Annotated in this window: 25 protein-coding genes; 16 read left to right on the forward strand and 9 right to left on the reverse strand. The window is 76.0% G+C overall.

Annotation, left to right across the window (positions count from 1 at the left end):
- Window positions 1-59: 59 nt before the first annotated feature.
- Window positions 60-1,031 (forward strand): AraC family transcriptional regulator, encoded by a 972-nt coding sequence (locus GYH36_RS01455; protein ID WP_203231472.1) that lies wholly within the window; start codon window positions 60-62, stop codon window positions 1,029-1,031.
- A 25-nt stretch (window positions 1,032-1,056) separates the two neighbouring features.
- Here the strand turns inward: GYH36_RS01455 and GYH36_RS01460 are convergent, their stop codons facing one another.
- Window positions 1,057-1,764, reverse strand: coding sequence for an SDR family NAD(P)-dependent oxidoreductase (locus GYH36_RS01460; RefSeq protein ID WP_162288901.1), 708 nt, complete (start codon window positions 1,762-1,764; stop codon window positions 1,057-1,059).
- Between the two features lie 102 nt (window positions 1,765-1,866).
- On the opposite strand from GYH36_RS01460, the gene GYH36_RS01465 reads away from it, so the two are divergent.
- On the forward strand, window positions 1,867-2,733 hold the full coding sequence (locus GYH36_RS01465) for a helix-turn-helix transcriptional regulator (protein WP_024840940.1): 867 nt from the start codon (window positions 1,867-1,869) through the stop codon (window positions 2,731-2,733).
- 165 nt (window positions 2,734-2,898) lie between these two features.
- Complete coding sequence (locus tag GYH36_RS01470) at window positions 2,899-4,077, forward strand: SLC13 family permease (RefSeq protein WP_051471700.1); 1,179 nt, start codon at window positions 2,899-2,901, stop codon at window positions 4,075-4,077.
- Window positions 4,078-4,238: 161 nt separating this feature from the next.
- Here GYH36_RS01470 and GYH36_RS01475 read toward each other — a convergent pair whose 3' ends face one another.
- Entirely contained in the window at window positions 4,239-5,486 is a 1,248-nt protein-coding gene (locus GYH36_RS01475) for an MFS transporter (RefSeq protein WP_162288902.1), read from the reverse strand.
- Window positions 5,487-5,561: 75 nt separating this feature from the next.
- Between GYH36_RS01475 and GYH36_RS01480 the strand changes: the two genes are divergently transcribed.
- Window positions 5,562-6,209, forward strand: a complete 648-nt coding sequence (locus GYH36_RS01480; RefSeq protein WP_024840943.1) for a FadR/GntR family transcriptional regulator — start codon at window positions 5,562-5,564, stop codon at window positions 6,207-6,209.
- 48 nt (window positions 6,210-6,257) lie between these two features.
- On the opposite strand, the gene GYH36_RS01485 is transcribed toward GYH36_RS01480, so the two are convergent.
- The 3 genes from GYH36_RS01485 to GYH36_RS01495 are packed head-to-tail and all read right to left on the reverse strand — an operon-like array spanning window position 6,258 to window position 7,692.
- A complete protein-coding gene (locus GYH36_RS01485; RefSeq protein WP_024840944.1) occupies window positions 6,258-6,692 on the reverse strand; it encodes a VOC family protein in 435 nt (144 codons plus the stop codon).
- Window positions 6,689-7,243, reverse strand: a complete 555-nt coding sequence (locus GYH36_RS01490) for a nitroreductase/quinone reductase family protein (protein ID WP_051471714.1) — start codon at window positions 7,241-7,243, stop codon at window positions 6,689-6,691. Before GYH36_RS01490 ends, GYH36_RS01485 begins: the two co-directional genes overlap by 4 nt.
- Complete coding sequence (locus GYH36_RS01495) at window positions 7,240-7,692, reverse strand: hypothetical protein (RefSeq protein ID WP_024840946.1); 453 nt, start codon at window positions 7,690-7,692, stop codon at window positions 7,240-7,242. Before GYH36_RS01495 ends, GYH36_RS01490 begins: the two co-directional genes overlap by 4 nt.
- 79 nt (window positions 7,693-7,771) lie before the next feature.
- Here GYH36_RS01495 and GYH36_RS01500 point away from each other — a divergent pair, with 79 nt between their 5' ends.
- Entirely contained in the window at window positions 7,772-8,368 is a 597-nt protein-coding gene (locus tag GYH36_RS01500; RefSeq protein ID WP_162288903.1) for a TetR/AcrR family transcriptional regulator, read from the forward strand.
- A gap of 153 nt (window positions 8,369-8,521) precedes the next feature.
- Entirely contained in the window at window positions 8,522-9,358 is an 837-nt protein-coding gene (locus GYH36_RS01505; protein ID WP_162288904.1) for an MBL fold metallo-hydrolase, read from the forward strand.
- Between the two features lie 54 nt (window positions 9,359-9,412).
- Here the strand turns inward: GYH36_RS01505 and GYH36_RS01510 are convergent, their stop codons facing one another.
- Both GYH36_RS01510 and GYH36_RS01515 read right to left on the reverse strand, forming a co-directional pair.
- On the reverse strand, window positions 9,413-9,883 hold the full coding sequence (locus tag GYH36_RS01510) for an arsenate reductase ArsC (RefSeq protein WP_024840949.1): 471 nt from the start codon (window positions 9,881-9,883) through the stop codon (window positions 9,413-9,415).
- Window positions 9,880-10,254: an ArsR/SmtB family transcription factor gene (locus GYH36_RS01515; RefSeq protein ID WP_024840950.1), complete on the reverse strand. Its 375-nt coding sequence runs from the start codon at window positions 10,252-10,254 to the stop codon at window positions 9,880-9,882. The genes GYH36_RS01510 and GYH36_RS01515 overlap by 4 nt, the downstream gene beginning before the upstream one ends.
- An 89-nt stretch (window positions 10,255-10,343) precedes the next feature.
- Here GYH36_RS01515 and arsM point away from each other — a divergent pair, with 89 nt between their 5' ends.
- Both arsM and GYH36_RS01525 read left to right on the forward strand, forming a co-directional pair.
- Window positions 10,344-11,129, forward strand: coding sequence for an arsenite methyltransferase (gene arsM, locus GYH36_RS01520; RefSeq protein ID WP_162288905.1), 786 nt, complete (start codon window positions 10,344-10,346; stop codon window positions 11,127-11,129).
- A gap of 555 nt (window positions 11,130-11,684) precedes the next feature.
- The gene (locus GYH36_RS01525) at window positions 11,685-12,326 is read left to right on the forward strand and encodes a nucleoside/nucleotide kinase family protein (protein ID WP_162288906.1); all 642 of its coding nucleotides are present in this window, start codon (window positions 11,685-11,687) and stop codon (window positions 12,324-12,326) included.
- A gap of 8 nt (window positions 12,327-12,334) precedes the next feature.
- On the opposite strand, the gene GYH36_RS01530 is transcribed toward GYH36_RS01525, so the two are convergent.
- Complete coding sequence (locus tag GYH36_RS01530) at window positions 12,335-12,817, reverse strand: glutathione peroxidase (RefSeq protein WP_162288907.1); 483 nt, start codon at window positions 12,815-12,817, stop codon at window positions 12,335-12,337.
- A 170-nt stretch (window positions 12,818-12,987) separates the two neighbouring features.
- Here GYH36_RS01530 and GYH36_RS01535 point away from each other — a divergent pair, with 170 nt between their 5' ends.
- From GYH36_RS01535 to GYH36_RS01550, 4 genes are all read left to right on the forward strand, one after another.
- Window positions 12,988-13,164, forward strand: coding sequence for a hypothetical protein (locus tag GYH36_RS01535; RefSeq protein WP_155858603.1), 177 nt, complete (start codon window positions 12,988-12,990; stop codon window positions 13,162-13,164).
- A gap of 38 nt (window positions 13,165-13,202) precedes the next feature.
- A complete protein-coding gene (locus tag GYH36_RS01540) occupies window positions 13,203-13,775 on the forward strand; it encodes a DUF6993 domain-containing protein (protein ID WP_024840954.1) in 573 nt (190 codons plus the stop codon).
- A gap of 134 nt (window positions 13,776-13,909) precedes the next feature.
- On the forward strand, window positions 13,910-14,695 hold the full coding sequence (locus GYH36_RS01545; RefSeq protein ID WP_024840955.1) for a 3-hydroxyacyl-CoA dehydrogenase: 786 nt from the start codon (window positions 13,910-13,912) through the stop codon (window positions 14,693-14,695).
- A 77-nt stretch (window positions 14,696-14,772) separates the two neighbouring features.
- Complete coding sequence (locus GYH36_RS01550) at window positions 14,773-15,468, forward strand: DNA alkylation repair protein (protein WP_024840956.1); 696 nt, start codon at window positions 14,773-14,775, stop codon at window positions 15,466-15,468.
- 19 nt (window positions 15,469-15,487) lie between these two features.
- Here GYH36_RS01550 and GYH36_RS01555 read toward each other — a convergent pair whose 3' ends face one another.
- Entirely contained in the window at window positions 15,488-17,215 is a 1,728-nt protein-coding gene (locus tag GYH36_RS01555; RefSeq protein ID WP_162288908.1) for an outer membrane protein assembly factor BamB family protein, read from the reverse strand.
- Window positions 17,216-17,361: 146 nt separating this feature from the next.
- Here GYH36_RS01555 and GYH36_RS01560 point away from each other — a divergent pair, with 146 nt between their 5' ends.
- From GYH36_RS01560 to GYH36_RS01575, 4 genes are all read left to right on the forward strand, one after another.
- Window positions 17,362-18,558 carry an N-acetylglucosamine kinase gene (locus GYH36_RS01560; RefSeq protein WP_312028456.1) on the forward strand — a complete coding sequence of 399 codons (1,197 nt, stop codon included), beginning with the start codon at window positions 17,362-17,364 and terminating at the stop codon, window positions 18,556-18,558.
- Entirely contained in the window at window positions 18,559-19,446 is an 888-nt protein-coding gene (locus tag GYH36_RS01565; RefSeq protein ID WP_024840959.1) for a MurR/RpiR family transcriptional regulator, read from the forward strand. It abuts the gene before it with no gap.
- Window positions 19,443-22,385: an FAD-binding and (Fe-S)-binding domain-containing protein gene (locus GYH36_RS01570; protein WP_312028457.1), complete on the forward strand. Its 2,943-nt coding sequence runs from the start codon at window positions 19,443-19,445 to the stop codon at window positions 22,383-22,385. Before GYH36_RS01565 ends, GYH36_RS01570 begins: the two co-directional genes overlap by 4 nt.
- A gap of 336 nt (window positions 22,386-22,721) precedes the next feature.
- Window positions 22,722-23,711 (forward strand): sugar phosphate isomerase/epimerase family protein, encoded by a 990-nt coding sequence (locus tag GYH36_RS01575; RefSeq protein WP_024840961.1) that lies wholly within the window; start codon window positions 22,722-22,724, stop codon window positions 23,709-23,711.
- The last annotated feature ends 21 nt before the right edge of the window (window positions 23,712-23,732 follow it).

Below are 23,732 nucleotides of genomic sequence, written 5' to 3' on the forward strand. Positions count from 1 at the left end.
GAACGACTCCAGCCTCACGCCCCGAGGCCGTACGCTGAATACGTGACGGACCGCATTTCTTGAGCGAGAGTACGGAGAGCACCATCGACCACCTCACCGAGCTGTGCGACCTCGTCGAGGTCGACAGCCTCCTGACCGGCGGCGTCGTCGCGCGCGGCGCCTGGCGGTCGCGGGGCCGGATCAGCGACCCGATCAAGTTCTTCGCGCTCCTCGACGGCGCGGCGACCCTGCGCACCGACGGCGTCGAGGCACCGGTCGCGCTCGCCCCGGGCGACGTCGCGATCCTCGTGGGCCGGTCCTGGGTCGAGCTCGAGACCGGCGAGGAGCCGCGCACCGAGGTGGGCCCCGAGTCGGACTTCGCGTCGCCCCCGTTCACGACCCGCGCCCCGGGCGACGACGTGCTGCTCGGCGGGTGCGTCCGCCTCAACGAGGCGGGCCGGACCCTCCTCACGGGGTCGTTCCCGCCCGTCGCGGTGGTCCGTGCGCACGACGCCGACGCGTACGGGCTGCGCGAGACGCTGCTCCGGCTGCTCGACGAGGCCGGCGGGGCGCGGCCGGGCGCGGCGTTCGCGATCCGCCAGCACGCGCGGCTCCTGCTGCTCGGGCTCCTGCGGGCCTACGCCGGGCGGCCCGACCTCTCCGCGGGCCTCCTGCGCCTGCTCACCGACGACCGGCTGCGCCCGGCGCTCGACCGGATGCACGCCGAGCCGGCGCGGGCGTGGCGGCTCGACGAGCTGTCCCGTGCGGTCGCGATGTCCCGCACCTCGTTCGCGGAGCGGTTCCGGGACGTCGCGGGGATGCCTCCCCTCGCGTACCTCACGCAGTGGCGCATGCTCCTCGCCCGGCGGGCGCTGCGCGAGGACGACGCACGCGTGGGTGAGCTCGCGCAGCGGCTCGGCTACGGCTCGGAGAGTGCGTTCAGCACCGCGTTCAAACGGGTCGTGGGCGAGTCCCCGCTGCGCTATCGCGCCCGCCTGCGCGAGCGTGCGGCGGACGCCGCCCCGACGGCCCTCGCCCCCGCGACGCCCTGACCGCCGCGGCCCGGCCCGACCGCCCCTACCAGGGCAGCGGGCCGTGCACCGAGGTGAAGGTGCCGGTCGGGCCGTCGGGACCGACCTGCGCCATGCGGACGATGATCTCCGCGCCCTCCTCGACCGTCTGGGTGCCGGTGCGGCCGTTGAGGTCGGTCCGGGTGTAGCCGGGCTCGACCGCGTTGACCCGCATCGCGGGGAACGCCTTGGCGAGCTGGATCGTGACGACGTTGACCGCCGCCTTCGAGGCCGGGTACGCGACGCCGGGGTAGAAGTGCGTGTGGCTCTCCGGGTCGCTCAGCCACGTCAGCGACGCGAGGCCGCTCGACACGTTGACGACCACGGGCGCCGCGGACCGCCGCAGCAGCGGCAGGAACGCGTGCGTGACGCGCACGACGCCGAGCACGTTCGTCTCGAAGACCTCGCGCACGACGTCCGCCGTGGTGTCCTCCGCGGGCACGATGCCGTTGTCCGGCAGGCGGCCCTCCACGCCGGCGTTGTTCACGAGCACGTCGAGCCCGCCGTCCGCCTCGATCCGGCGGACCGCCGCGTCGACCGAGGCCTGGTCGGTCACGTCGAGCAGGACGAAGCGCCCGCCGACCTCGTCGGCGGCCGCGCGGCCGCGCGCCTCGTCCCGCGCGCCCACGTAGACGGTGTGGCCCGCGGCGACGAGGCGGCGGGCGGTCTCCTTGCCGAGACCCTTGTTCGCTCCGGTGATGAGTGTCGTGGTCATGCCACGAGGCTCGCGCGCCCTCCGGCCGTGATGAAGTCGTCCGTCCGTCGTAGGACCGGCAGTACCACGACACGAGCCCCGCGGGCGGCGCACACTGGCCGGGTGGACGAGTGGGACCTGGGCCGGGCGGTACGGCAGTGGCGCGACCGCGTCGCTCCGGAGGCCGTCGGGCTGCCGCGCGGCCCGCACCGTCGCGCGGCAGGGCTGCGCCGGGAGGAGCTCGCGGGGCTCGCGGGCATCTCGGTCGACTACCTGACGCGGCTCGAGCAGGGCCGGTCGACGGCGCCGTCCGTCCAGGTGGTCGAGGCCCTCGCCCGCGCGCTCCGGCTGACCGACGGCGAGCGCGAGCTCCTGTTCCGGCTCGCGGGCCACGCCGCCCCGGGCGGCCACCTCGTGCCCGCGCGGATCACGCCGAGCGTGCAACGGCTCCTCGACCGGCTCGACCACACGCCCGTCGCGGTCTGGGACGCGACGTGGACGCTGCTCGTCGCGAACGCCTCCTACGACGCGCTCATGGGGGCGACGACCACCTGGCGCGGGATCGAGCGCAACGCCCTGTGGCGCCACCTCGTCGGCCCGGGTACGCGCGCCGTCTCGACCCCGCAGGAGCGTGCCGACCTCGAGGCCCGCCTCGTCGCCGACCTGCGCCTGACCGCCGCGCGGTACCCCGCCGACCCGCGGCCCCGGCGGATCGCGCGCGCCCTCGCCGCCCGGAGCGACCGGTTCGCCGGGCTGTGGGACACCGTCGGGCTCCACCCCGGCGGCGAGCAGCCGCGCCGCAAGGAGATCGAGCACCCCGACGTCGGCCGCATCACGCTCGACTGCGACACCCTGGTCGTCGAGGGCGACGACCTGCGCGTCATGGTCTACACCGCGGAGCCCGGCACGGTCGACGCCGACCGCCTCGCCCTGACGCGCGTGCTCGGCACGCAGGACCTCGCGCCCGAACGCGCCCTCCGGGACCGCTGACCGTCCCCCGGCACCCGGACGCGGTCCCGCTCGGCGCGTGCGCGGGGCGGCCGTCACGACGTCGCCGGCGCCCTACGATCACGACGTGATCCCGCTCCGCCCCCGCCGTCCCGACGCGCGAGGTCTCCACCCCGCTCGCCTCGCCGTCCCGCGCGGCGGCGCGGCGTGAGCGCGCCCGGCGCCCGTCGCCGGGTGCCGCCGTGGCTCGTCGCCGCGGTCGTCGTCGTCGCGCTCCCCGCGACGGGACTGCTCCCCGCCGCCGACGCGCGCGACCTGCTCGCCCGCACCGGCCCGGTGCTCGTGTTCCTCCTGGCCATCACCGTGGTCGCCGAGCTGTGCGCCGGGGCGGGCCTGTTCGACGCCGTCGCGGAGCGCGCGGCGCGCCTCGCCCGGGGGCGGCGGATCGCGCTGTGGGCGCTCGTCGTCGTCCTCGCGACCGCGAGCACCGTCGTGCTCTCGCTCGACACGACGGCGGTGCTCGTGACGCCCGTCGTGCTCGCCCTCGCGCGGCGCACGGGCACGCGGCCCCTGCCCCTGGCGCTCACCGTCCTCGCGCTCGCCAACACGGCCTCGCTGCTCCTGCCCGTCTCGAACCTCACCAACCTGCTCGCCGCGCACCGGTTCGGCGCCGGGTACGTCGGGGCGATGGGGGCGCCGGCGCTCGCGGTCCTCGGCGTGACGGTCGTCGTGCTCCTCGCGCTGCACGGGCGCCACCTGCGCGGGCGCTTCGTGCTCACCGGCACCGGACCGACGCCGCCCGACCGGGTCCTGCTGGTCGTCACCGCGGCCGTCGTGGCGCTGCTCGCCGTCGCGTTCGCGGTCGAGCTCCCGGTCGCGCCGACCGCGCTCGCCGGCGCCGCGGTGCTCGGCCTCGCGACGTGGTGGCGCCGCGTGCGGCCTCTCGTGCCGGTTCGGGACATGCTGCCGTGGCGGTCGGCGATCGTCGTCGCCGCGCTCTTCGTGCTCGTCGAGACGTGGCACGCGCACGGTCTCGGCGACCTCCTCGCGGCCGTCGCGGGCACCGGCGACGGGCCCGGCGACCTCGCGCGACTCGCCGCGACCGGCGTCGTCGCGGCGAACCTCGTCAACAACCTGCCCGCGTTCCTCGCGCTGCTCCCCGCCGCGGGCGAGAGCGTCGACCGGCTCGCGACGCTCCTCGTCGCCGTGGACGCCGGGCCGCTCGTCACGCCGTGGGCGTCGCTCGCGACCGTGCTGTGGTGGCAGCAGTACCGCCGGCACGCGTTCGAGCACGGGCCGCCGCCGCCCTGGCACGTGGTGCGCCAGGGCCTCGTCCTCGCGCCGCTGGCCGTCGCGGCGGGCGTCGCCGCCGTCGTGCTCACCTAGGCATCCCGCCGAACATGGGGTTGGTGTCGTTATCCGCCCGATAACGACACCAACCCCGTTCTCGGCGGCGAGGAAGCTCGTGTTCGACGGCGTTGCGTCGGCAGGTGCTGCGGCGTCACGGGGTCAGGGGGCACGGGGCAGGCGCACGGGGCCCCACGGGATCATGGGGTGGCGGTGCGGGGCTCGGGCGCCGGTGGCGCGGCGTCCTCCACGAAGCGGGGGCGGCACGCGAACCAGCCGCCGATCACTCCCGGGACGGCGGTGGCGGCGAGCGCGAGGAGCGGGACCGTCCACGAGCCGGTCGCCTCGCGCAGCAGGCCCAGGCCGATCGGGCCGAGGCACGCGAGCCCGTAGCCGATCCCCTGGACGAAGCCCGACACGGCGGACGCGGACTGCGGCGTCCTGGTCCGCCGGTTGATGAGGGTCATGCAGAGCGGGAAGGTGCTCACCCCGACGCCGAGCGCGCACATCCACAGCACCGTCCCGCCGAGCGGGGACACGAGCAGCCCCACGTAGCCGGCGACGAGGACGACCGCGCACACGACCACCACGACGAACGGGTTCCGCAGGCGGGTGGCCAGGTGCGGCACGACGAGGGCGGCCGCCATGCCCCAGGCCGAGTAGAGCGCGACCATCGTGCCGCCCAGGGCCGTGCTGCCCCCGGCGTCGGTGAGCACGGCGGGGACCCACGTGATGATCCCGTAGTTGGACAGCGAGATCGCCGCGAACAGGACCACGAGACCCCACGCCGTGGACGACCGGCCGACCCGCAGGCGCGCGACGGCGGCGGTCGGGGTCGCGGGGGCGTGGTGGTCGGCGCGCAGCCGGGCGGCCAGCACGAGCCAGACGGCGGCCGCCACCGCGGCGGGCAGTGCCCAGACCCCGACCGAGACCCGCCAGGTCGTCGCGTCGGCGACGGGCACCGCCAGGAGCGGGGCGACGAACTGGCCCGTCTGCATGAGGATCAGGTAGAGCGACGTCCACAGGGCGATCCGGTCGGGGAACCACGCCTTGACCAGGGGCACGATGACGACGTTCGCCGCCCCGATCCCGGCGAGCGCGACCACGGTCGACGCGACGAGCGCCGTCGTGGTGGGGGAGAGCGCGCGCAGCACGAGCGAGAGCGCGGTCAGGCCGAGCGCGACGGCGGCGGTGCGCTCGAGGCCGAACCGTCGCGTGACGAGCGGGGCGAGGAACCCGAACGCGCCGAACGACACCGCGGGCACGGTGCCGAGCAGGCCCGCGACCGTCACCCCGTACCCGAGGTCGGCCCCGATGGTCTCCAGGAGCGGGGTGAAGCCGGTGACGGCCGTGCGCAGGTTGAGCGCCGTGAGGGCGACCGCGAGCCCGGCCCACGCGAGCTGGTGACCGCGCCGTGCGGGGGTGCGCGAGGGGGTGAGGGTCGCCACGCTAGACTCCGATGTCCGGTCGGCCGATCATGGGATCATGGGATGAATCGCGAGGAGTCTGTCACACGGCAGCCCATGCGTCGAGTAGGGCTCATCGACCAGGCGGCGGCGCGCTTCCGCGAGGAGGTGGTGTCCGGGCGCTGGCCGGTCGGCGAGCGCATCCCGACCGAGCCCGCGCTCGTCGCGGAGTTCGGCATCGGGCGCAACACCGTCCGTGAGGCGCTCCAGTCGCTCGTGCACGCCGGCCTGCTGCGCCGCGAGCAGGGGCGCGGCACGTTCGTCATCTCCCGCTCCGAGCTCACGGGCACGCTCGAGCGCCAGCTCGCCGGCGGCAGCCGTCGGCACTACCTCGAGCTGCGCCTCGCCCTCGACAGCACCGCGGCGTCGTTGGCCGCCGCGAGCCGGTCGGACGACGACGTCACCGCGCTCCGGGACCTGCGCGACCGGCGGGAGGCGACGTGGCCGACCGGCGACCTCGACGCGCGCGCCGCCGCCGACCTCGACCTGCACCGCGCGATCGTCGTGGCGACGCACAACCCGCTGTACGTGACGCTCTACTCGAGCATGCTCGACGTGTTCGCGGTCCACATGCGCGACGACGAGACCGGCGACGAGGCCGCGGCGCACCGCCGCCACCACGAGCTGGTCGAGGCGATCGCGGAGAAGGACTCCGAGCGAGCCGCGGCGGCGGTGGCCGCGATCTTCGAGCCCTTCATGCGCTGAGCCGCGGCGGGGTGTCGTCGTCGAGGGCTGACCGTGGCGTGGCGACGGTCAGTCGAGGCAGAACTCGTTGCCCTCGACGTCCTGCATGACGATGCACGACTCGTTCTCCTCGTCGGCGAGCATGACGCGCACGCACGTCGCGCCGAGCGCCAGGAGCCGGTCGCGCTCCGCCTCGAGCGCCGCGAGGCGCTCGGCACCCGCGAGGCCCGTGCCCACCCGGACGTCGAGGTGCACGCGGTTCTTCACGACCTTGCCCTCGGGGACGCGCTGGAAGAACAGCCGCGGGCCGACGCCCGTGGGGTCGCTGCACGCGAACCACGCGTCCCGCTGCTCGGGCGGCAGCGCGGCGTTCGCGTCGTCCCACGTGGCGAACCCCTCGGGCGGCGAGGGCGGGACGTAGCCCAGCACCTCGCACCAGAACCGGGCGACGCGCTCGGGCTGCGCGCAGTCGAACGTGACCTGGACCTGCCTGACCGTCGTCATCGGCCCACCCTGCCACGCGCGACGCCGGTGGTGGGCCCCTTTTCCGGGTCCGGCACGACGCGGAACACGGGGTGGTCGGGCGCGATGCGCGCCAGCTCGGCGGGCGTGGGCGACTTCCCGACGCCGAGGTGCGGGCGCGCACCGGGCGCGACGGCCGCGTAGCGGCGGAGCACGGGAGGTCGTGCGGCGACGGGGACGGGCTCCAGGCGCACGGGGGTCGCGCGGCCGCGTCGGTGCAGCACGGCCCGGCCGCCGGACGCCTCGACGTTGCGGACCCAGCCCGCGCGCGGGCCGAGCATCGAGACGAGGTGGTCGACGCCGTCGACGTCCGCGACGGCGACGGGCGTGGTGACGGGGCGGCCGGAGACCCGGCCCACGACCTCGAGCGTCGCCGCCTGGCGAGGGACCCCGACGCCTGCGGCGTACAGGGCGGCGTCGACGCGGTTCCACAGGCGGGCGACCCGCCCGGGCCGCCCGTCGCGGTACAGCGCGCGCTTGAGCGCGCCGAGCGCGGCGGGGACCCGGGCCGGGCCGCGGCGGGCCGGCGTCACGACGGTCGCCTCCACAGGAGGGCGACGACGGCGAGGCCGGGCAGGCACGGGAGCACGAGGAGCCAGGCGAGCGCGGGCGCGAGGCCGACGTCCCCGGACGTGTCGACGACCGTGAGCCCGGCGAGCGCGACCCCTGCTCCCGCGACGAGGAGCCCGGCCGCGAGCCAGCGGCCCCAGCGGGCGTCGGTGCGTGCCGCACGCAGCGTCAGGAGCCAGCCGACCACCCCGAGGACGCCGACGACGGCCAGGATCGCGACGTACGCGGTGACCGCGGCGTCCACCTCCGCGGTCCCGTACGCGGGGTAGCCGGCACGGACGTGGTCCGCGAGCAGGCCGGTGGTCGCGCGGTCGACGACCGGGTACGCCGCCGCGAGGACGGTGAGCGCGAGCCCGGCCCAGGCGAGGGCGGCGGTGCGACGGTCGATCGTTTCTGAAAGTGACTGTCTCATAGCACGGGACTGTACGCAGACGAGCGCGCGAGTCAACCCCTTTCTGACAGTGACTGTCAGGAGCGGTAGGGTCGGGCGTATGCCAGGCCTCCGTGAGCAGTGGCGTCGCACCGCCATGACGACGATCCAGGAACGTGCGCTCGACCTCTTCGACGAGCGCGGGTTCGCCGCGGTGACGATCGAGGAGATCGCGGCGGCCGCCGAGGTCTCGCCGTCGTCCGTCTACCGCTACTTCGGCACCAAGGAGGGGCTGCTCGTCGCCGACGAGTTCGACAGCATGACTCCCGCCCAGCTGGAGGAGCTCGTCGACCCCACCGACCCCGTGGGCAGCATGCTCGGGGTGGTCCGTGCGTACGAGGCGGCAGGCGGCGCCGGGCCGGACGACGCGCCGCTCGCCGAGCGCAGCCCGTGGCGCCGCGTGCGGTACTTCTTCCTCGAGCCGTCCGTGCGCGCGGCAGCCCTCGCGACCCTCGACCGGGCCGCGCAGCGCGTCGCGCCGCTCCTGGCCGCGCGGGGCGCCATGAGCCCCGTCCAGGCGGCGGTCGCCGCGCACGCGGTCGTGTTCGGCTACTTCGCGGCACTCGAGAGCTGGTACTCCGACGGCGGCACGCGGCCCATCGCGGCCTACGTCGAGGAAGGGCTGGCGCCCCTGCGCGGAGCGTGGCCCGCGCGCTGAGCGTCGCGACGCGGCGGCGTGGACCGTCGTGGACGGGCCGGACGGTCACGGTCGCCCTGCCTCTCCCGTGCGTGGCGAGGTTCTGCGCCCGGCGATGAGTCCTGCCCCGCACCACGGTCGGACATCAGGTCGGACGAGCGGGAGGAGGCACCGATGCTGACACAGGTGGCGCCGGGGGTCCTGGTCCATCAGAGCGAGCTGCTGCAGAACAACACGGTCGTCGTCGAGGGGCGGACCGGCGTCCTGCTCGTGGACCCGGGGCTGACGGTCTCCGAGATGACCTGCCTCGCCGACGACCTGCGCGAGCTCGGCCGGCCGGTCGTGGCGGGCTTCTCGACGCACCCGGACTGGGACCACGTGCTGTGGCACCCCGTGCTGGGGGACGTCCCCCGGTACGGGACGGCCCGCTGCGCGGCCGCGATGCGCGACCTGCGGTCGCAGCCGGGCTGGAGGGAGCGCGTCGTCGAGGCCCTGCCGCCGGAGATCGCCGACGAGACACCGCTGGACGGGTTCGGCCTCGTGACCGCCCTGCCCGCCGGGAGCGCGCGGGTCCCGTGGGACGGCCCGGACGTGCGCGTCGTCGAGCACCCGGCGCACTCGCCCGGCCATGCCGCCCTGCTCGTCGAGGGGTGCGGCGTCCTCGCCGCCGGCGACATGCTCTCCGACCTCTTCGTCCCCATGCTCGACGACCTGGAGAAGGCCGACGACCCGGTCGAGGAGTACCTCGTGGGCCTCGGGGTGCTCGACGACCTGTCAGGCGACGTCACCGTCCTCGTCCCGGGCCACGGGTCCGTCTGCGGGGCCGACCAGGTCCGTGGCCGGATCGACCTGGACCGCGCCTACGTGCACGCCCTGCGCGACGGGACCACGCCCGACGACCCGCGGGTCGGCCCGTCGGCCCGGCCCGGCTGGGAGTGGGTGAGCGACATCCACGAGGGGCAGGCCCGGGGCGTCGCGCGACGCCGAGAGCGCGGCGGGCGGCCCGACTGAGGGTCCTCCGGGGCGGGCGAGCCCGACGGCCACGGGGCCGTGCTCGTGGGGGGATCAGCCGGCGCGGCCCTCCACCGGGCCGCCGCTCGCCTCCGACCCTCCGACGTCCGCGGGCGCGACGCCCAGGGACTCCAGGAGGGCGACCACGCGGGCGTGGATCTCGTCGCGGATGGTCCGGACGGCGTCGAGGTCCCGTCCGGCGGGGTCGTCGAGCTCCCAGTCCTCGTAGCGCGTGCCGGGGTAGTACGGGCACGCGTCGCCGCACCCCATGGTGACGACGACGTCGGACGCCTCCACCGCCGCGGGAGCGAGCACCCGGGGCTGCTGGTCGGCGATGTCGATCCCGACCTCGCGCATCGCCTCGACCGCGACGGGGTTGATCCGGTCGCCGGGCATCGACCCGGCCGAGCGGACCTCGACCGCACCGCCGCCGAGCTCGCGAAGGAACCCGGCGGCCATCTGGGAGCGGCCGGCGTTGTGCACGCACACGAACAGCACGCTCGGTCGCGGCGTCGCGTCGGTCACCGGACGGCCGCCGGCTCGTCGGCGAGCACCGCGCGCACGGCGCCCGTCACGAGGTCTCGTGCCCCGGGGGCGATCGCGAAGTAGGCCCACCTGCCGCGCTGCTCGCGCGTGACGAGGCCGGCGCGGGCGAGCGTGGTCATGTGGTGCGACACCGTCGGCTGGGACAGGCCGAGCGGGTCGGTGAGGTCGCACACGCACGCCTCGCCGTCGGGTCGCGCGGCGATGATCGACAGCAGGCGCACGCGCGCGGGGTCGCCCAGCGCCTTGAACGTGGCGGCGACGTCCCGCGCCGCCTCGACGGTCAGCCCGCCGCCGTCGGCCGGGGCGCAGCACCCGTCGCTCGTCGCGGCGATGGGCAGAAGGGTGGTCATGGCCCCATCGTCCCACACGTATTGACAACCGTCGATGCGTGCTCCACGGTTCTCGTATCGAAGTTCGTCTATACGAGAGGGGTTCCGTCATGGCCGTCGACCACGAGGTGCGCGAGCAGGTCCGGGCGAGGTACGCCGAGGCGGCGGGGGTCGCCGCGGCAGGGGCACCGGCGGAGGACGGGTGCTGCGCGACCTCGTCGTCGTGCTGCGGTCCCGCCCCGCAGGTGCCGGTGTTCGGGTCCGGCCTGTACGACGCGCGGCAGGTCACGGACCTGCCGCAGACCGCGGTGCTGGCGAGCATGGGGTGCGGCAACCCGACCGCCGTCGCCGAGCTGCGCGAGGGCGAGCGCGTGCTCGACCTCGGCTCCGGCGGCGGGATCGACGTCCTGCTCTCCGCCCGCCGCGTGGGCCCGACCGGGTTCGCCTACGGCGTCGACATGACCGACGAGATGCTCGACCTCGCGCGGCGCAACGCCGACGAGGCGGGCGCGACCAACGTCGAGTTCCGCAAGGGCACCATCGAGGACCTGCCGCTCGACGACGCGAGCGTCGACGTCGTCATCTCGAACTGCGTCGTCAACCTCTCCACGGACAAGGAGGCCGTGCTAGCCGAGATGTTCCGGGTCCTGGCCCCGGGCGGGCGCGTCGGCGTCTCCGACGTCGTCGCGGAGGACCACCTCACCCCGGCCGAGCGCGCCGAGCGCGGCAGCCACGTCGGCTGCGTCGCCGGCGCGCTCTCGCGGTCCGAGTACCTCGACGGCCTCGCGGCCGCCGGGTTCGTCGACGCCGAGGTCACCTTCACCCACGAGGTCGTGGACGCCATGCACGGCGCGATCGTCCGCGCCACCAAGCCGGGAGGCTCGACGTACCGCTAGAGCGGGTCCCCGTAGGGGTCGTCGTGGGCGGCGAGGCGCACGAGGACCCCGTCCTCCCGGTCGGCGGGGCGCTCGTCGCGCCTCCGCGTCGTTGGCGCGTGCCCAGGTGTGGCCACAGCAGTCATCTCCGCCAGCCTTTCCGTGCCCCGGCGCGGTGACAGGGTTCGCCGGGGTCCACGACAGCGTGCGCGCTCCGGCGTCCGGGGAGCCAGGTCTTTTCGAGGGTCCGTGCCGTCGCGGCGGTACCGGCCGTGTGCTGGGCATCGGGCCGCGGCCCGGACGACGCTCGAGCGCGGGAGGGCGCGTCGTCGCGCCCTCGTCGTCGGCGGGGCAGGCGCCCGCCGGGTGCGGGGGATCAGGGCGGAGGCAGCGCTCCCGCTCCCCGCGTCGTCCCGCCGATCGTGCCTGAGCCGGCCACGGTCCCTCCCGGTCATTCGGACGTGCCGCATTCCGGTGTAGCGGACGGCGGCGCGCCGAGCCCTACCCGCCGCGGGTGAGATCGCGCCGGCGGCACGCTCGGGCAGGGGGCGTCCGGCGCCGTGGCATCCTGGCGCGGTGCGCGTGGAACCCGTGACCGAGGACGTCCTCGTGGACCGGTTGGTCGCGCGCGTCCTGCGCCACCCGCCGAGCGACGGGGCACCGGGCGGCGCGACCCGGCTCCTCGTCGACGGGCACCCGTCCACGCACCCCGACGCGCTCGCCGACCGGCTCGTCGCCCCGCTGCGCGCCGCGGGTCGCCCCGTCGCGCGCGTGCGGGTCCAGGACTTCTGGCGCCCCGCGTCGCTGCGGCTCGAGCACGGCCGCGAGGACCCGGACGCGCTCCTCGACGCGTGGATCGACGTGGCGGGCCTCAACCGGGAGGTGCTCGACGCCGTCGGTCCCGGCGGCCCGGGCCGCTACCTGCCGAGCCTGCGCGACCCCGCGACGAGCCGCTCCACGCGCGCCGCGTACGTCGACGCGGAGCCGGGCCTCGTCGTCGTGCTCGACGGGTCGCTCTCGCTCGGCCGCGGTCTCGCCGTGGACCTCACGGCGCACCTCGCGGTGCGCGCCGCGACGCTCGCGCGCCGCACGACGCCCGAGGACGCGTGGACCCTCGCGGCGTACGCGCGCTACGACGACGAGGTCCGGCCCGGCGAGACGGCGGACGTCGTCGTGCGGGTCGACGACGCGCGGCACCCCGCGCTCGTCGTGCCGTGAGTACCGGGTCAGCGGGGCAGGTGGGCCTCGACGAGGTCGATGATCGCCGGGTCGTCGGGCAGCGTGCGGGGCCGGAAGCGGTGCACCTCGCCGCCGGGCAGGACGACGAACTTCTCGAAGTTCCACGACACCCGCCCCGCCTTGCCGTCGGCGTCCGGGGTCCTCGTCAGCTCCTGGTATAGCGGGTGGGCGTGGCGCCCGTTGACGCGTACGCGGTCGACCACGGGGAACGTCACGCCGTAGGTGAGCGAGCAGAACTCCTGGATCGCCTCGTTGCTGCCGAGCTCCTGGAGGAACTGGTTGCTCGGGAACCCGATCACGGTGAACCCGCGGTCGCGGTACTTCTCCTGCATCGCCTCGAGCGTGGCGTACTGCGGCGCGAGCCCGCACCGCGACGCCACGTTCACCACGAGCACGACCTCGTCCGCGTGCTCGCGCAGCGTGTGCGTCGTCCCGTCCATCGCGTCGAACGGGATGTCGTACAGGCTCATGGGGTCTCCTCGCCGCGGGTGACCGGCGCGTGCGCGCCGGCGTCCATCCTCGCACCGCGGGTGTGACGTCCGTCCGACGGCGACCCGCTGGCCCGCGAGCGCGGGCGAGCGACGCGACGACGTGCTGGAGTATGTGCGCGCTTCCCGCAGGACGAGAGAAGGGACGCCCGATGCGCCCGTGGACCCCGAAGACCGACATGGTGCGTCGGCTGTACGTCGCCGGCCGGGAGGCGACGAGCCCGGCCGAGGCGCTGCGCATGTCGCAGCAGGAGCTCGCCGAGGAGTTCGACCGGTGGCTCGACGGCGTCCGGGCGGCGACCCGCGACAGCGGGGCCCGGGGGGAATAGCGCTGGTCACCCGCGGCGCCCCGGTCCAGACTCGGGGCATGACGTCCCCGGACCCCGACACCCCGGGCGCCGAGACCTCGCGCGTGACGCGCGCCGTGGTCGGCGTCGTCGTCGGCATCGCCATCTTCGCGTGCGTGGGCGTCGTCGGGTACGTCGCGGTCGTGGCGGTCGGCGTGCAGGGGTGGGCGGACGCGTACGACCCCGCCGACCCCGGCACGACGGCGGCGGAACCGACCGAGGAGTCGACCGCCGTCGGGCGGGAGACCGGTCTCGACGCGTCCGACGAGGCGTACCGGCAGCGCTCCGGCACCCCCGAGAGCGACGCCGAGGCGGCGCGCTCCGTCCCGGCGGTGCAGGCAGCGCTCGACCCGGTCGCCGACGGGTCCGCCGTCGACGGCGCGGAGGTCGTCGCGGCGCTCGCGGACGCGGGCTTCGAGGACGTGCAGGTCACCGGGCCCACGACGCCGCTCGGCGACCCCGCGACGACCGTCGGCGTGGGCGTCGCGGTCCCCGGCGGGTGCGTGTACGGGGCGGTCACGCCTGATGCGGTCACGCTCGACGCGGGCGGCCCGATCGCCGACGGCGGGTGCCTGGAGATGCCCACGCACTGACGGGTGGGCGGGGACGGGCCTCGGCGCGGTCCGGAGCAGGGCCGACGGTGGGCCGGCCTCGCGACCAGCGGCTCCACCTGGGTACGGTCAGCGGGGCGGGCGACGACGCTCGCGTGGCTGACGGAGGGCGAGAGATGCGGATCGAGGGCACGACGGCCCTGGTGACCGGTGGGGCCTCGGGCCTCGGGCGCGCGACGGCGGAGGCTCTGGTCGCGGCGGGGGCGCGGGTGGTCCTCGCGGACCTCGCGTCGTCGGACGGCGCGGCGGTGGCCGGTGCGCTGGGCGACGCGGCGCGGTTCGTCCCCACCGACGTGACGGACGAGGACGACGTCGCCCGCGCGCTCGACGCGGCGGACGACCTGGGCGGTGCGCGCGTCGTCGTGAGCTGCGCCGGGATCGTGCTCGCGCAGCGCGTGATCGGGAAGTCGGGGCTCCACGCGCTCGACGCGTTCCGCCGCGTCGTCGACGTCAACCTCGTGGGCACGTTCAACGTGGTGCGGCTCGCGGCCGAGCGCATGCTCGCGCTCGACCCCCTCGGCCCCGACGGGCCGGACCCGGACGGCGAGGAGCGCGGCGTCGTCGTGCAGACCGCGTCCGTCGCGGCGTTCGACGGGCAGGTCGGGCAGGCCGCGTACGCGGCGTCGAAGGCCGGCGTCGCGGGGCTGACGCTGCCGCTCGCGCGCGACCTCGCGCAGCACCGCATCCGCGTCATGACGATCGCGCCGGGGATCTTCCGCACGCCCATGATGTCGTCGCTGCCCGAGGCGGCGCAGGAGTCGCTGGGCGCCCAGGTGCCGCACCCCAGCCGCCTCGGTCGGCCGGAGGAGTACGCGCACCTCGTGCGCGCGATCGTGGAGAACCCGATGCTCAACGGCGAGGTCGTCCGCCTCGACGGCGCGATCCGCATGGCACCGCGCTGAGCGGCGCGGTCGCGCGCCGACCGCACCGCCGACACGCCGAACCGCGGGCCGGGCGCCCGCACGAGAGGAGAAGGACGATGCCGCCGTACACGACGGCGACCGACTTCCGCGCCGACCTGCTCGCGCGCGCGACAGCGGCCCAGCGTCGCGCCTACACGCGGCACTTCCCGGGCGACGACTCGCTCGCGGGCGTCCGCATGGGCGACGTGTTCACGCTCGCGAGGAGCGCGCTGGACATGCCGGTCGACCAGATCGAGCTCCTGCTCGAGGACCGCGTGCACGAGGTGCGCGCGGGCGGGTGCTCGATCATGGGCAAGGCGGCCACCGCCCGCCGCGTGACGGTCGAGCGGCACGCCGAGCTCGTCCAGCTCTTCCTGCGCCGCCACGACCGCATCGACACGTGGGACCTCGTGGACCTCACCGCGTACCAGGTGCTCGGCTCGTGGCTGCTCGACCGGCCGCGCGACGTCCTCGACGACCTCGCGCGCGCCCCCGACTGGCCCCGGCGCCGCTCGGCGATCGTCGCGACCGCCGCGTTCCTGCGGCGCGGGCAGGTGGACGACACGTTCCGGCTGTCCGAGGCGCTCGTCGACGACCCGGAGCCCTACGTGCAGAAGGGCGTCGGCTGGATGCTGCGCCACGCGGGCGACGTGGAGCCCGACCGGCTGCGCGCGTTCCTCGAGGAGCACGTCACGACCATGTCGCGCGACGTGCTGCGCGCCGCGGTCGAGAAGCTCCCGCCCGCCGAGCGCAAGGAGTGGCTCGCGCGCTGAGCGTCCGGGGCGGTGTGCCTCAGCCCAGGCGGGTCACCGTCGGGTCGTCACCCAGGCGGAGCTGCAGCAGGCGGCCCTGCACCGCGGCGTACCGCGTGCTGGTCGCCGTGTCGGTGCTCCACGCGACCGCGCCGTCCCGGAGGTCGAGCGCGACGAGCCGCGTCGTGCTGTGCTCGTCGTCCTCCCACGCCGAGACGGCGAGGAGCGCGCGGGCGCCGTCCGTGAACGCCTGCCCGACGTGCAGCATCCCGGGGGCCACGGTGGGCCCCGCGCCGTCGTCGACCAGCTCGTCGATCGCGCGGGTCCACAGGGTGCGCCCGGTCTCCACGTCGACCCCGACGAGGACCGAGCCCATGCCCTGGAGGACGACCGCGACGCCGTCCGCGACGACGTACGCGATCTCGGGGGAGTTCACCTCCCCGGTCTCCCAGCGCGTGCGCCCGGCCGCGTCGTGCGCGACGAGGTCCGTGACCTGCCGCGTGAGCACGAGGTCCCGCGCGGTCCCGTCCGTCGCGATCGGGACGAGCACCTCGCCCGGCGGCTCCCACCGGAGGGCGCCGTCCGGCTCGAGCACGGCTGCGGCACCCGTGCCGTCCGCCCCTGCCGACTCGCGGGCGTCCACGCGCAGGAGCGCGTCGTCCGGGAGTCGCCCGACCGCGTCCGCGGGAGCCTCCGGGTCGTCGACCCGCGTGCCCTCGGGGGTGAACCTCGCGTCGACGCCGCAGCCCCGCACGGCCACGAGCCCGGCGGAGCGGCTGACCGTCCCGCTGTCGAGGTCGGCATAGGTGGTGTCCTCGGTGGGGGAGTACGGGCGGCAGTCGCCCTCCCCGGCGACGAAGGGCAGCTCGTGCTCCCAGCGGACGGTCCCGGTCCGGGCGTCCTCCAGCGTGACGACGACGGCGCGCCCCGCCGACACGTCGGTGGGCTGGCCCGTCGTGGGGTCGGTGGGCACGGGCGCGGCGGGCGTGCCGCCGACGCGGCGGAAGCGGGCGACCGTGCCGTCCGGCCCGGGTGCCGACCAGCCGCGTGCCGCGTCCAGCGTGCGGGTCGTGGCGGTGCCGTCGGCGTCGAGCACGGTGACCTGCGGGGCCGGCGAGGCGGCTGTCGTGTCGACCGCCTCGCCGGGCGTCGTCGTGAGCAGCGTCCGGCTCGCGAGCGGCGAGGGGACGTCGTCGGTCACGCACACGAGCGTCTCGTCCGGCACCGGGGCCGTCAGCGCGAGCTCGAGCTCGCCGCCGCAGCGGGACGTGGGCGGCAGGGGCACGGCCCACCGGACGGTGCCGGTGTCGAGGTCGTGGGCGACGGCCTCGTCGTCGCGCACGACGACGAGGAGGCCGGGCAGCGTCGCGAGGGCGCCCGCCTGCGGGCCGGGGGCCGACCAGACCTCGACCGGCGCGCTCGCGAGCGCGTCCACGCCCCCGGTGGACCGGCGCTGCGTCTCGGTCGACGACCGCGACGAGGCGGCGTCCACGGCCGCCATCCCGCCGAGCGTGAGGACCGCGGCGAGGACCGCGCCGACCGCGGCGCGTCGGCGGCGTCGTGCCGTCCGGGCCGCCGCGGGGGCCGGGCCGGCAGCGGGTCCCGCGGGGTCGGTGCTCGCCGGGCCGGTGCTCGCCGGGTCGGCGTCGGCGCGCGCGTCCGGTGTGCCGCCCTCGGCCGCGTCGTCGTGTCGCGCGTCGTCCGCCGGCGTCGCCTCGTCGAGCGTGAAGGCGATCGTCACGGGGTCGGGCCGTCGTCGTCGGGACACCCCGCGAGGGTAGCCGCACGGCGGCGTGGCGAGGTTCCCTCGCGCGCGGAGCGGCGTACCGTGGGGCGAACCGGACGGTACCGGACGCTTGGCAAGAATCTCCACCCTTGACCACTAGCGTGAAACTTTGTGCCAGACTGTCCCTCGTGAGCAGGAGCACGGCCGACGGCGCGTGGGTCGTCGGGCTCGACGTCGGCGGCTCGGGGAGCCGCCTCGCTGCACGACGCCCCGGGGCCCCCTCGTCGTCCGTGGCCGCACCCGACGTCACCCTCACCGGCCGACCCGTCGCCATCGGTCCCGCGGGGAGCGACGCGGTCGACGTGGTCCGCGACCTCCTCGCCCGGTTCCGCGCGCACGTCCCGTCCCTCGACGCCGACGGCGTCGCCGCGGCCGCCGTCGGGGCCACGGGCCTCGCCTCGCTCGTCCGCGACCCCGCCGAGCTCCACGCCGTCCTCCGCGCGGCCCTCCCCCCGACCGCCGAGAACGGGGTCGGTGCCGTGACGGGGCCCATGACGACACCAACCTCGTCCTCGACGCCGCGCGACCCCGTGCTCGACGTGCGGCCGGGCAGCGGGCCGCCGACGGCGGTCGCGGCCGACGCGGTCACCGCGCACCTCGGCGCGCTGGGCGGGCGGCCGGGGGCGGTCGTCGCGGTCGGGACGGGTGCGATCGCGCTCGGCACGGACCTGCGCGACGTGTGGCACCGCGTCGACGGGTGGGGGCACCTGCTCGGCGACCTCGGCTCGGGCTCGTGGATCGGCGCGCAGGGGCTGCGCGCAGCGGTCGCCGCGCACGACGGCCGGGACAACGGCGGCTCGACGGCGCTGCTCGCCGCCGCGACGGAGCGCTTCGGCCCCGTCCCGGCGTGGCCGGGCCGGCTCTACACGCGCGCCGACCGTGCCCAGGTGCTCGCGTCGTTCACGCCCGACGTCGCCGCGGCCGCGCACGACGGCGACACCGTGGCCCGCCAGGTCCTCGCCGGCGCGGGCACGCACCTCGCGACGACGCTCGCGGCCGCGCTGGTCGACGGCGTCCCACCGCTCGCCGCGGCGACGGGCGGCGTGCTCGCGATCGGGCCGCTGCTCACGGGCGCGTTCCGGGCGCGCCTCGCGGTGCTGCGGCCCGACGTCGAGCTCGTGGACGCCGCCGGGACGCCGCTCGACGGCGCCCTGCACCTCGCCGCGCGGCTCGCGACCGAGCCGGGGGCCGTCGTCGGGCACGCCCCGTGGCTCACGCTCGGCACCCCGCACGCCCCGCCGACAGACCCGACCGACCCGTCCGACCCGACCGACCGCGCGCCGGACCCGGCGCCCGCCGACCCGCACCCCACCGAGGAGGACTGAATGGCCGCCGACGGTCTCGTCCGCATCCGTCAGTCGCTGCCGAACCTGCGACCCGCCGAGGCGCGCATCGCCGAGGCCGTGCTCGCCGACCCGGCGGCCGTCGTCGGGAAGACGATCACCGAGCTCGCGACGCTCGTCGGGACGTCGCAGGCGACGGTCGTCCGGTTCTGCCGCGCGGTCGGGTACGCGGGCTACCCCGAGTTCCGGATCGACCTCGCGCAGGCGACGAGCCGGCGCGCCGTGGAGCAGGAGCGCGCGAACGTCGCGCACGGCGAGATCGACCCGGAGGACACGCTCCAGGACGTCGTCACGAAGATCGCGTTCCACGAGGCCCGCACGATCGAGGAGACGGCGCGCATGCTCGACCTCGACGCGCTGGAGCAGGTCGCGGAGGCGGTCGCGCAGGCGACGCGCATCGACCTGTTCGGCGTCGGGTCGAGCGGGCTCACGGCGCAGGACCTCGCGCAGAAGCTCCAGCGCATCGGCCTCGTGTGCTTCGCGTCGCCCGACCCGCACGTCCAGCTCCAGTCCGCCGCGCTGCTCGGCCCCGGCGCGGTCGCCGTCGGCGTCTCGCACAGCGGCCTCACGGTCGAGACGAACGACGCCCTGCGGATCGCGCGCGAGCGCGGCGCCACGACCGTCGCGGTGACGAACTTCCCGGAGTCCCCGCTCGTCGCGCACGCCGACGTGGTGCTCACGACGACGGCGCGCGAGACCCAGTTCCGGTCCGGCGCGCTGTCGAGCCGCATCGCGCAGCTCGCGCTCGTCGACTTCCTGTTCGTACGCGTCGCCCAGCGCCTGTTCGACCGCACGACGGCGAACCTGCGCGCGACGTACGAGGCCGTGCAGCCGCACCGCCTCGGCTACGACCGCAAGGCGCGCGCGTGAGGGTGCGGGAGCACGCGGCCGGGTTCGAGCTGCGCACGGACCTGCTGACGCGCGTCGCGCAGGCGCACGACGCGTCGCACTACCTGCTGCGGCCGGAGGTCGTCGTGCGCGCGCACGACCGCGACGGCGTCGTCGCCGCGATGCGCGAGGCGACGCGGCGCGGGCTGCCGGTGACGTTCCGCTCGGGCGGCACGAGCCTGTCCGGTCAGGCGTCGGGCGGCGGGGTGCTCGTGGACACGCGCACGCGCTTCACGCGCGTCGAGGTGCTCGACGGCGGCGAGCGCGTCCGGTGCGAGCCCGGCGCGACGCTGCGGCTCGTCAACGCGCACCTGCTGCGGCACGGGCGCCGGCTCGGGCCCGACCCGGCGAGCGAGATCGCGTGCACGATCGGCGGGGTCGTGGCGAACAACTCGTCGGGCATGTCCTCGGGCACCGCGCGCACGGCGTACCGGACGGTCGAGGCGATGACGGTCGTGCTCGCGAGCGGGACGGTCGTCGACACGGGTGCGCCCGACGCCGACGCGCGTCTGCGCGCGGCCGAGCCCGCGCTGCACCGCGGGCTCGCGGAGCTGCGCGACCGCGTGCGGGGCAGCGCGGCGATGCGCGCGGAGGTCGAGCGCCAGTTCTCGATGAAGAACACGATGGGCTACTCGGTCAACGCGTTCGTCGACCACGACGAGCCGGTGAAGATCCTCGAGCACCTGATCGTCGGCAGCGAGGGGACGCTCGGCTGGGTCGCGGACGTGACGTTCCGGACGGTGCCGCTGCTCGCGCACGCCGCGACGACCCTCCTCGTGCTCGACTCGCTGGAGCACGCGACGGACGCGCTCGTGCCGCTCGTCGCGTCGGGCGCGGAGGCGATCGAGCTGCTCGACGCGGCCTCGCTGCGCGTCGCCGCGGCCGACCCGGCCGCCGACCCGTCGATGCGGTCGCTGGCCTCCGGGGCGGGCATCCAGCACCAGACCGCGCTCCTCGTCGAGTACCGCGCCGCGACCCCGGACGGTCTCGCGCCCTTCCAGGAGGCGGCGCGCGACGTCGTCGGCTCGCTCGCCGGGTCCCTCGCCGTGCCCGCGACCGTGACGACCGACGCCGCGACGCGCGAGCGGCTCTGGCGCGTGCGCAAGGGCCTGTACACGGCCGTCGCGGGCGCGCGGCCCCCGGGCAGCACCGCGCTGCTCGAGGACGTGGCCGTGCCCGTCGCGGACCTCACCGCGACCGTGCGCGACCTCGGCGCGCTCTTCGAGCGCCGGGGCTACGGCGACGCCGTGACGTTCGGGCACGCGAAGGACGGCAACCTGCACTTCATGATCACGCCGCGCCTCGGCGACCGCGCCGAGCTCGACCGGTACGCCGCGTTCAGCGACGACCTCGTGGACCTCGTGCTCGGCCACGGCGGCACGCTCAAGGCCGAGCACGGCACGGGCCGCATCATGGCGCCGTTCGTGCGGCGGCAGTTCGGCGACGACCTCTACGCCGTCATGCGCGAGGTCAAGCGCCTGTTCGACCCGGCGGGCCTGCTCAACCCCGGCGTCCTCATCACCGACGACGACCACGAGCACCTGCGGCACCTCAAGGTCGAGTCGTCCGCGGGCGGCGACGACGCGCCGCTCGTCGACCGGTGCGTCGAGTGCGGGTACTGCGAGCCGGGCTGCCCGTCGCGGACGGTCACCACGACCCCGCGCCAGCGCATCGCGCTGCTCAAGGAGATGGCCGCCGCGCCACCCGCCGAGCGGCGCGAGCTCGAGCGGCAGTACGCCTACCAGGGCGTCGAGACGTGCGCCGCGGACTCGCTGTGCGTCCAGGCGTGCCCCGTGGGGATCGACACGGGCGTCGTCATGAAGGGCCACCGCGCGCGCTCGCAGCCGCGCGTCGTGCAGCGTGGGGGAGCGGCCGCCGCCGAGCACTGGGGGTCCGTGGTCACGGGCCTGCGGGGCGCGCTCGGCGTGGTCGAGGCGCTCCCGACGCCGCTCGTCCGCGTCGCGTCCGAGGTCGCGCGCTCGGTCGTCGGGGCGGACGTCGTGCCGCGCGTCGACGCCGACCTGCCCGGCCCGGGGCCGCGCCGCGGGACCACGGCCGTCGTGCCCGACGGCGGCGCCACCCCCGCGCGCGCGGTGCTGTTCGCGTCGTGCACGGGCGAGCTCTTCGCACCCGCGGACGGCGGCCTCCCGGCGGGCGCGGGCGGTGGCGACGGCGCGAGCCGCCCGGTCGGGGCCGAGGCGGCGCTCCGGGCGCTGTGCGAGCGTGCGGGCGTCGGGCTCGTGGTTCCCGACGGGATCGGCGGGCTGTGCTGCGGCACCCCGTGGTCGTCCAAGGGCCTGCCCGACGGCGCGGCGGCCATGGCCCGCAAGGTCGTGGACGCGCTGTGGGTCGCCACGCGCGAGGGCGCGCTGGCCGTCGTGAGCGACGCGTCGAGCTGCACGCACGGGCTCGCCGAGACGGCGCGCCACCTCACCGGGACGGACCCGCGCGACGAGCGGGCGCGCGAGCGCTTCGCCCGGCTGCGCGTCGTCGACGCCGTGACGTTCGTGCGCAGCGACGTGCTGCCGGCGCTCGCGGCGCGGGGGGTCGACGTCGCGAGGGTCGGGGACGTCGTCGTGCACCCCACGTGCGCGACGGTGCACCTGGGCGCCGTGGACGACCTGCGGGCCGTGGCCGAGGCGGTCGCGGACCGCGCGACCGTGCCCGCCGCGTGGGGGTGCTGCGGGTTCGCGGGCGACCGCGGCATGCTGCACCCCGAGCTCACGGCGGGCGCGACGCGCGCCGAGGCGGACGAGGTCTCGGCGCGCGCGGCCACGCTCCCGGGCGGCGCGTTCGACGCGCACGTGTCGAGCAACCGCACGTGCGAGATGGGCATGACGCGCGCGACCGGCCAGGACTACGTGCACGTCCTCGAGCTGCTCGAGGTCGCGACCCGGACGTCCCCCGCGGCGCCGCGCTGACGCCACGCCGACGATCTGCCAACTTTTGATTGACACGCGACAAAAGCCTCGTAGGATGACGACCGGGTGGTAGGTGAACCACCCGACACACCGTGGGACGCGTTCCCCCGCACGAGGACGTGCGAGAGGACCCGCTCGACGACGAGACGAGGAGGAGCCGACGCCGGGCGCCGTTCGAGGCCCGAACCAGGACAGACGAGGACGCAGGGGGCGCGCGCGGCCCCGACGACGGGGTCACGGGGGCGGCGAGCGCTGGCTGTCGCCGACTCGCTGCCGACTGCACCACCGCGGTGCGGCTCACCGGAGCCGTCCCGCCCATCCCTCGAAGGAGAGACGATGAGCAAGTCCACCATGACGCGTCGGAGCCTGATCCGGGCGCTCGCGACGTCGACCGTGGCCGTGGGCCTCGGAGCCGCCGTCGCGCCGACGGCCTCGGCCGCACCGAACCCGAACGCGGCCGCCGCCGCCGGGAGCAGCAACGGCAACGGCCGGCTCCTGCCCCCGAACAAGATCGGCATCCAGCTCTACTCGATCCGCGACAAGGTCTCGAGCCTCGGGTTCCGGGCCGTCTTCGAGGAGCTCGCCGACATCGGCTACTCCGAGATCGAGTTCGCCGGGTACACGCAGGGCCAGGTCGGGCCGATCACCCCCGAGGAGATCCGCCAGCTCCTCGACGACAACGGGCTCAAGGCCGTGGGCTCGCACGTGAGCCTCACCGCGCTGCGCAACGACCTCCCGCGCCAGCTCGAGATCGCGAACATCCTCGGCATGCCGCACGTGGGCACCGCGAACGCCCCGTCGAACATCAACACCGTCGCGGGCTACCGCGCCGCCGCGGACGAGTTCAACGCGTGGGGCGCCCAGGCGAAGGCCGCGGGCCTCAAGCTCTACCAGCACAACCACGCGGGCGAGTTCGCGTTCGCCACCGACCAGCCGAACGTGCGTCTGTACGACGTGTTCTTCGAGAACACGGACCCGGACACGGTGTTCCTCGAGATGGACGTGTACTGGGCCTTCGTGGGCCAGCACCTCTACCCGGGCTTCGAGCCGATCGACTACGTGCGCGAGAACCCGCACCGGTTCCCGCTCCTGCACCTCAAGGACGGGGCGCGCAACGCGGCGAACCCGAACGGGTTCGACATCATCGAGTTCGACGCCGGCGACCTCCCGTACCGCGAGTTCCTGCGCGCCACCAAGGCCCGCGGCACCCGCTACGGCATCTGGGAGCAGGACAACGCCGCCACGACCGCGGTCCCGCCGAACCCGCTCGACTCGTTCGGCAACGCGCGCCGCAGCTACACGGCGATGTTCGGCCTGCGCGGCTGAGCCGTCCCGGCCGGGGCCCCG

Origin of the sequence: Cellulosimicrobium composti, from assembly GCF_010287905.1 — a bacterium.
GTDB classification, from domain to species: domain Bacteria; phylum Actinomycetota; class Actinomycetes; order Actinomycetales; family Cellulomonadaceae; genus Cellulosimicrobium; species Cellulosimicrobium composti.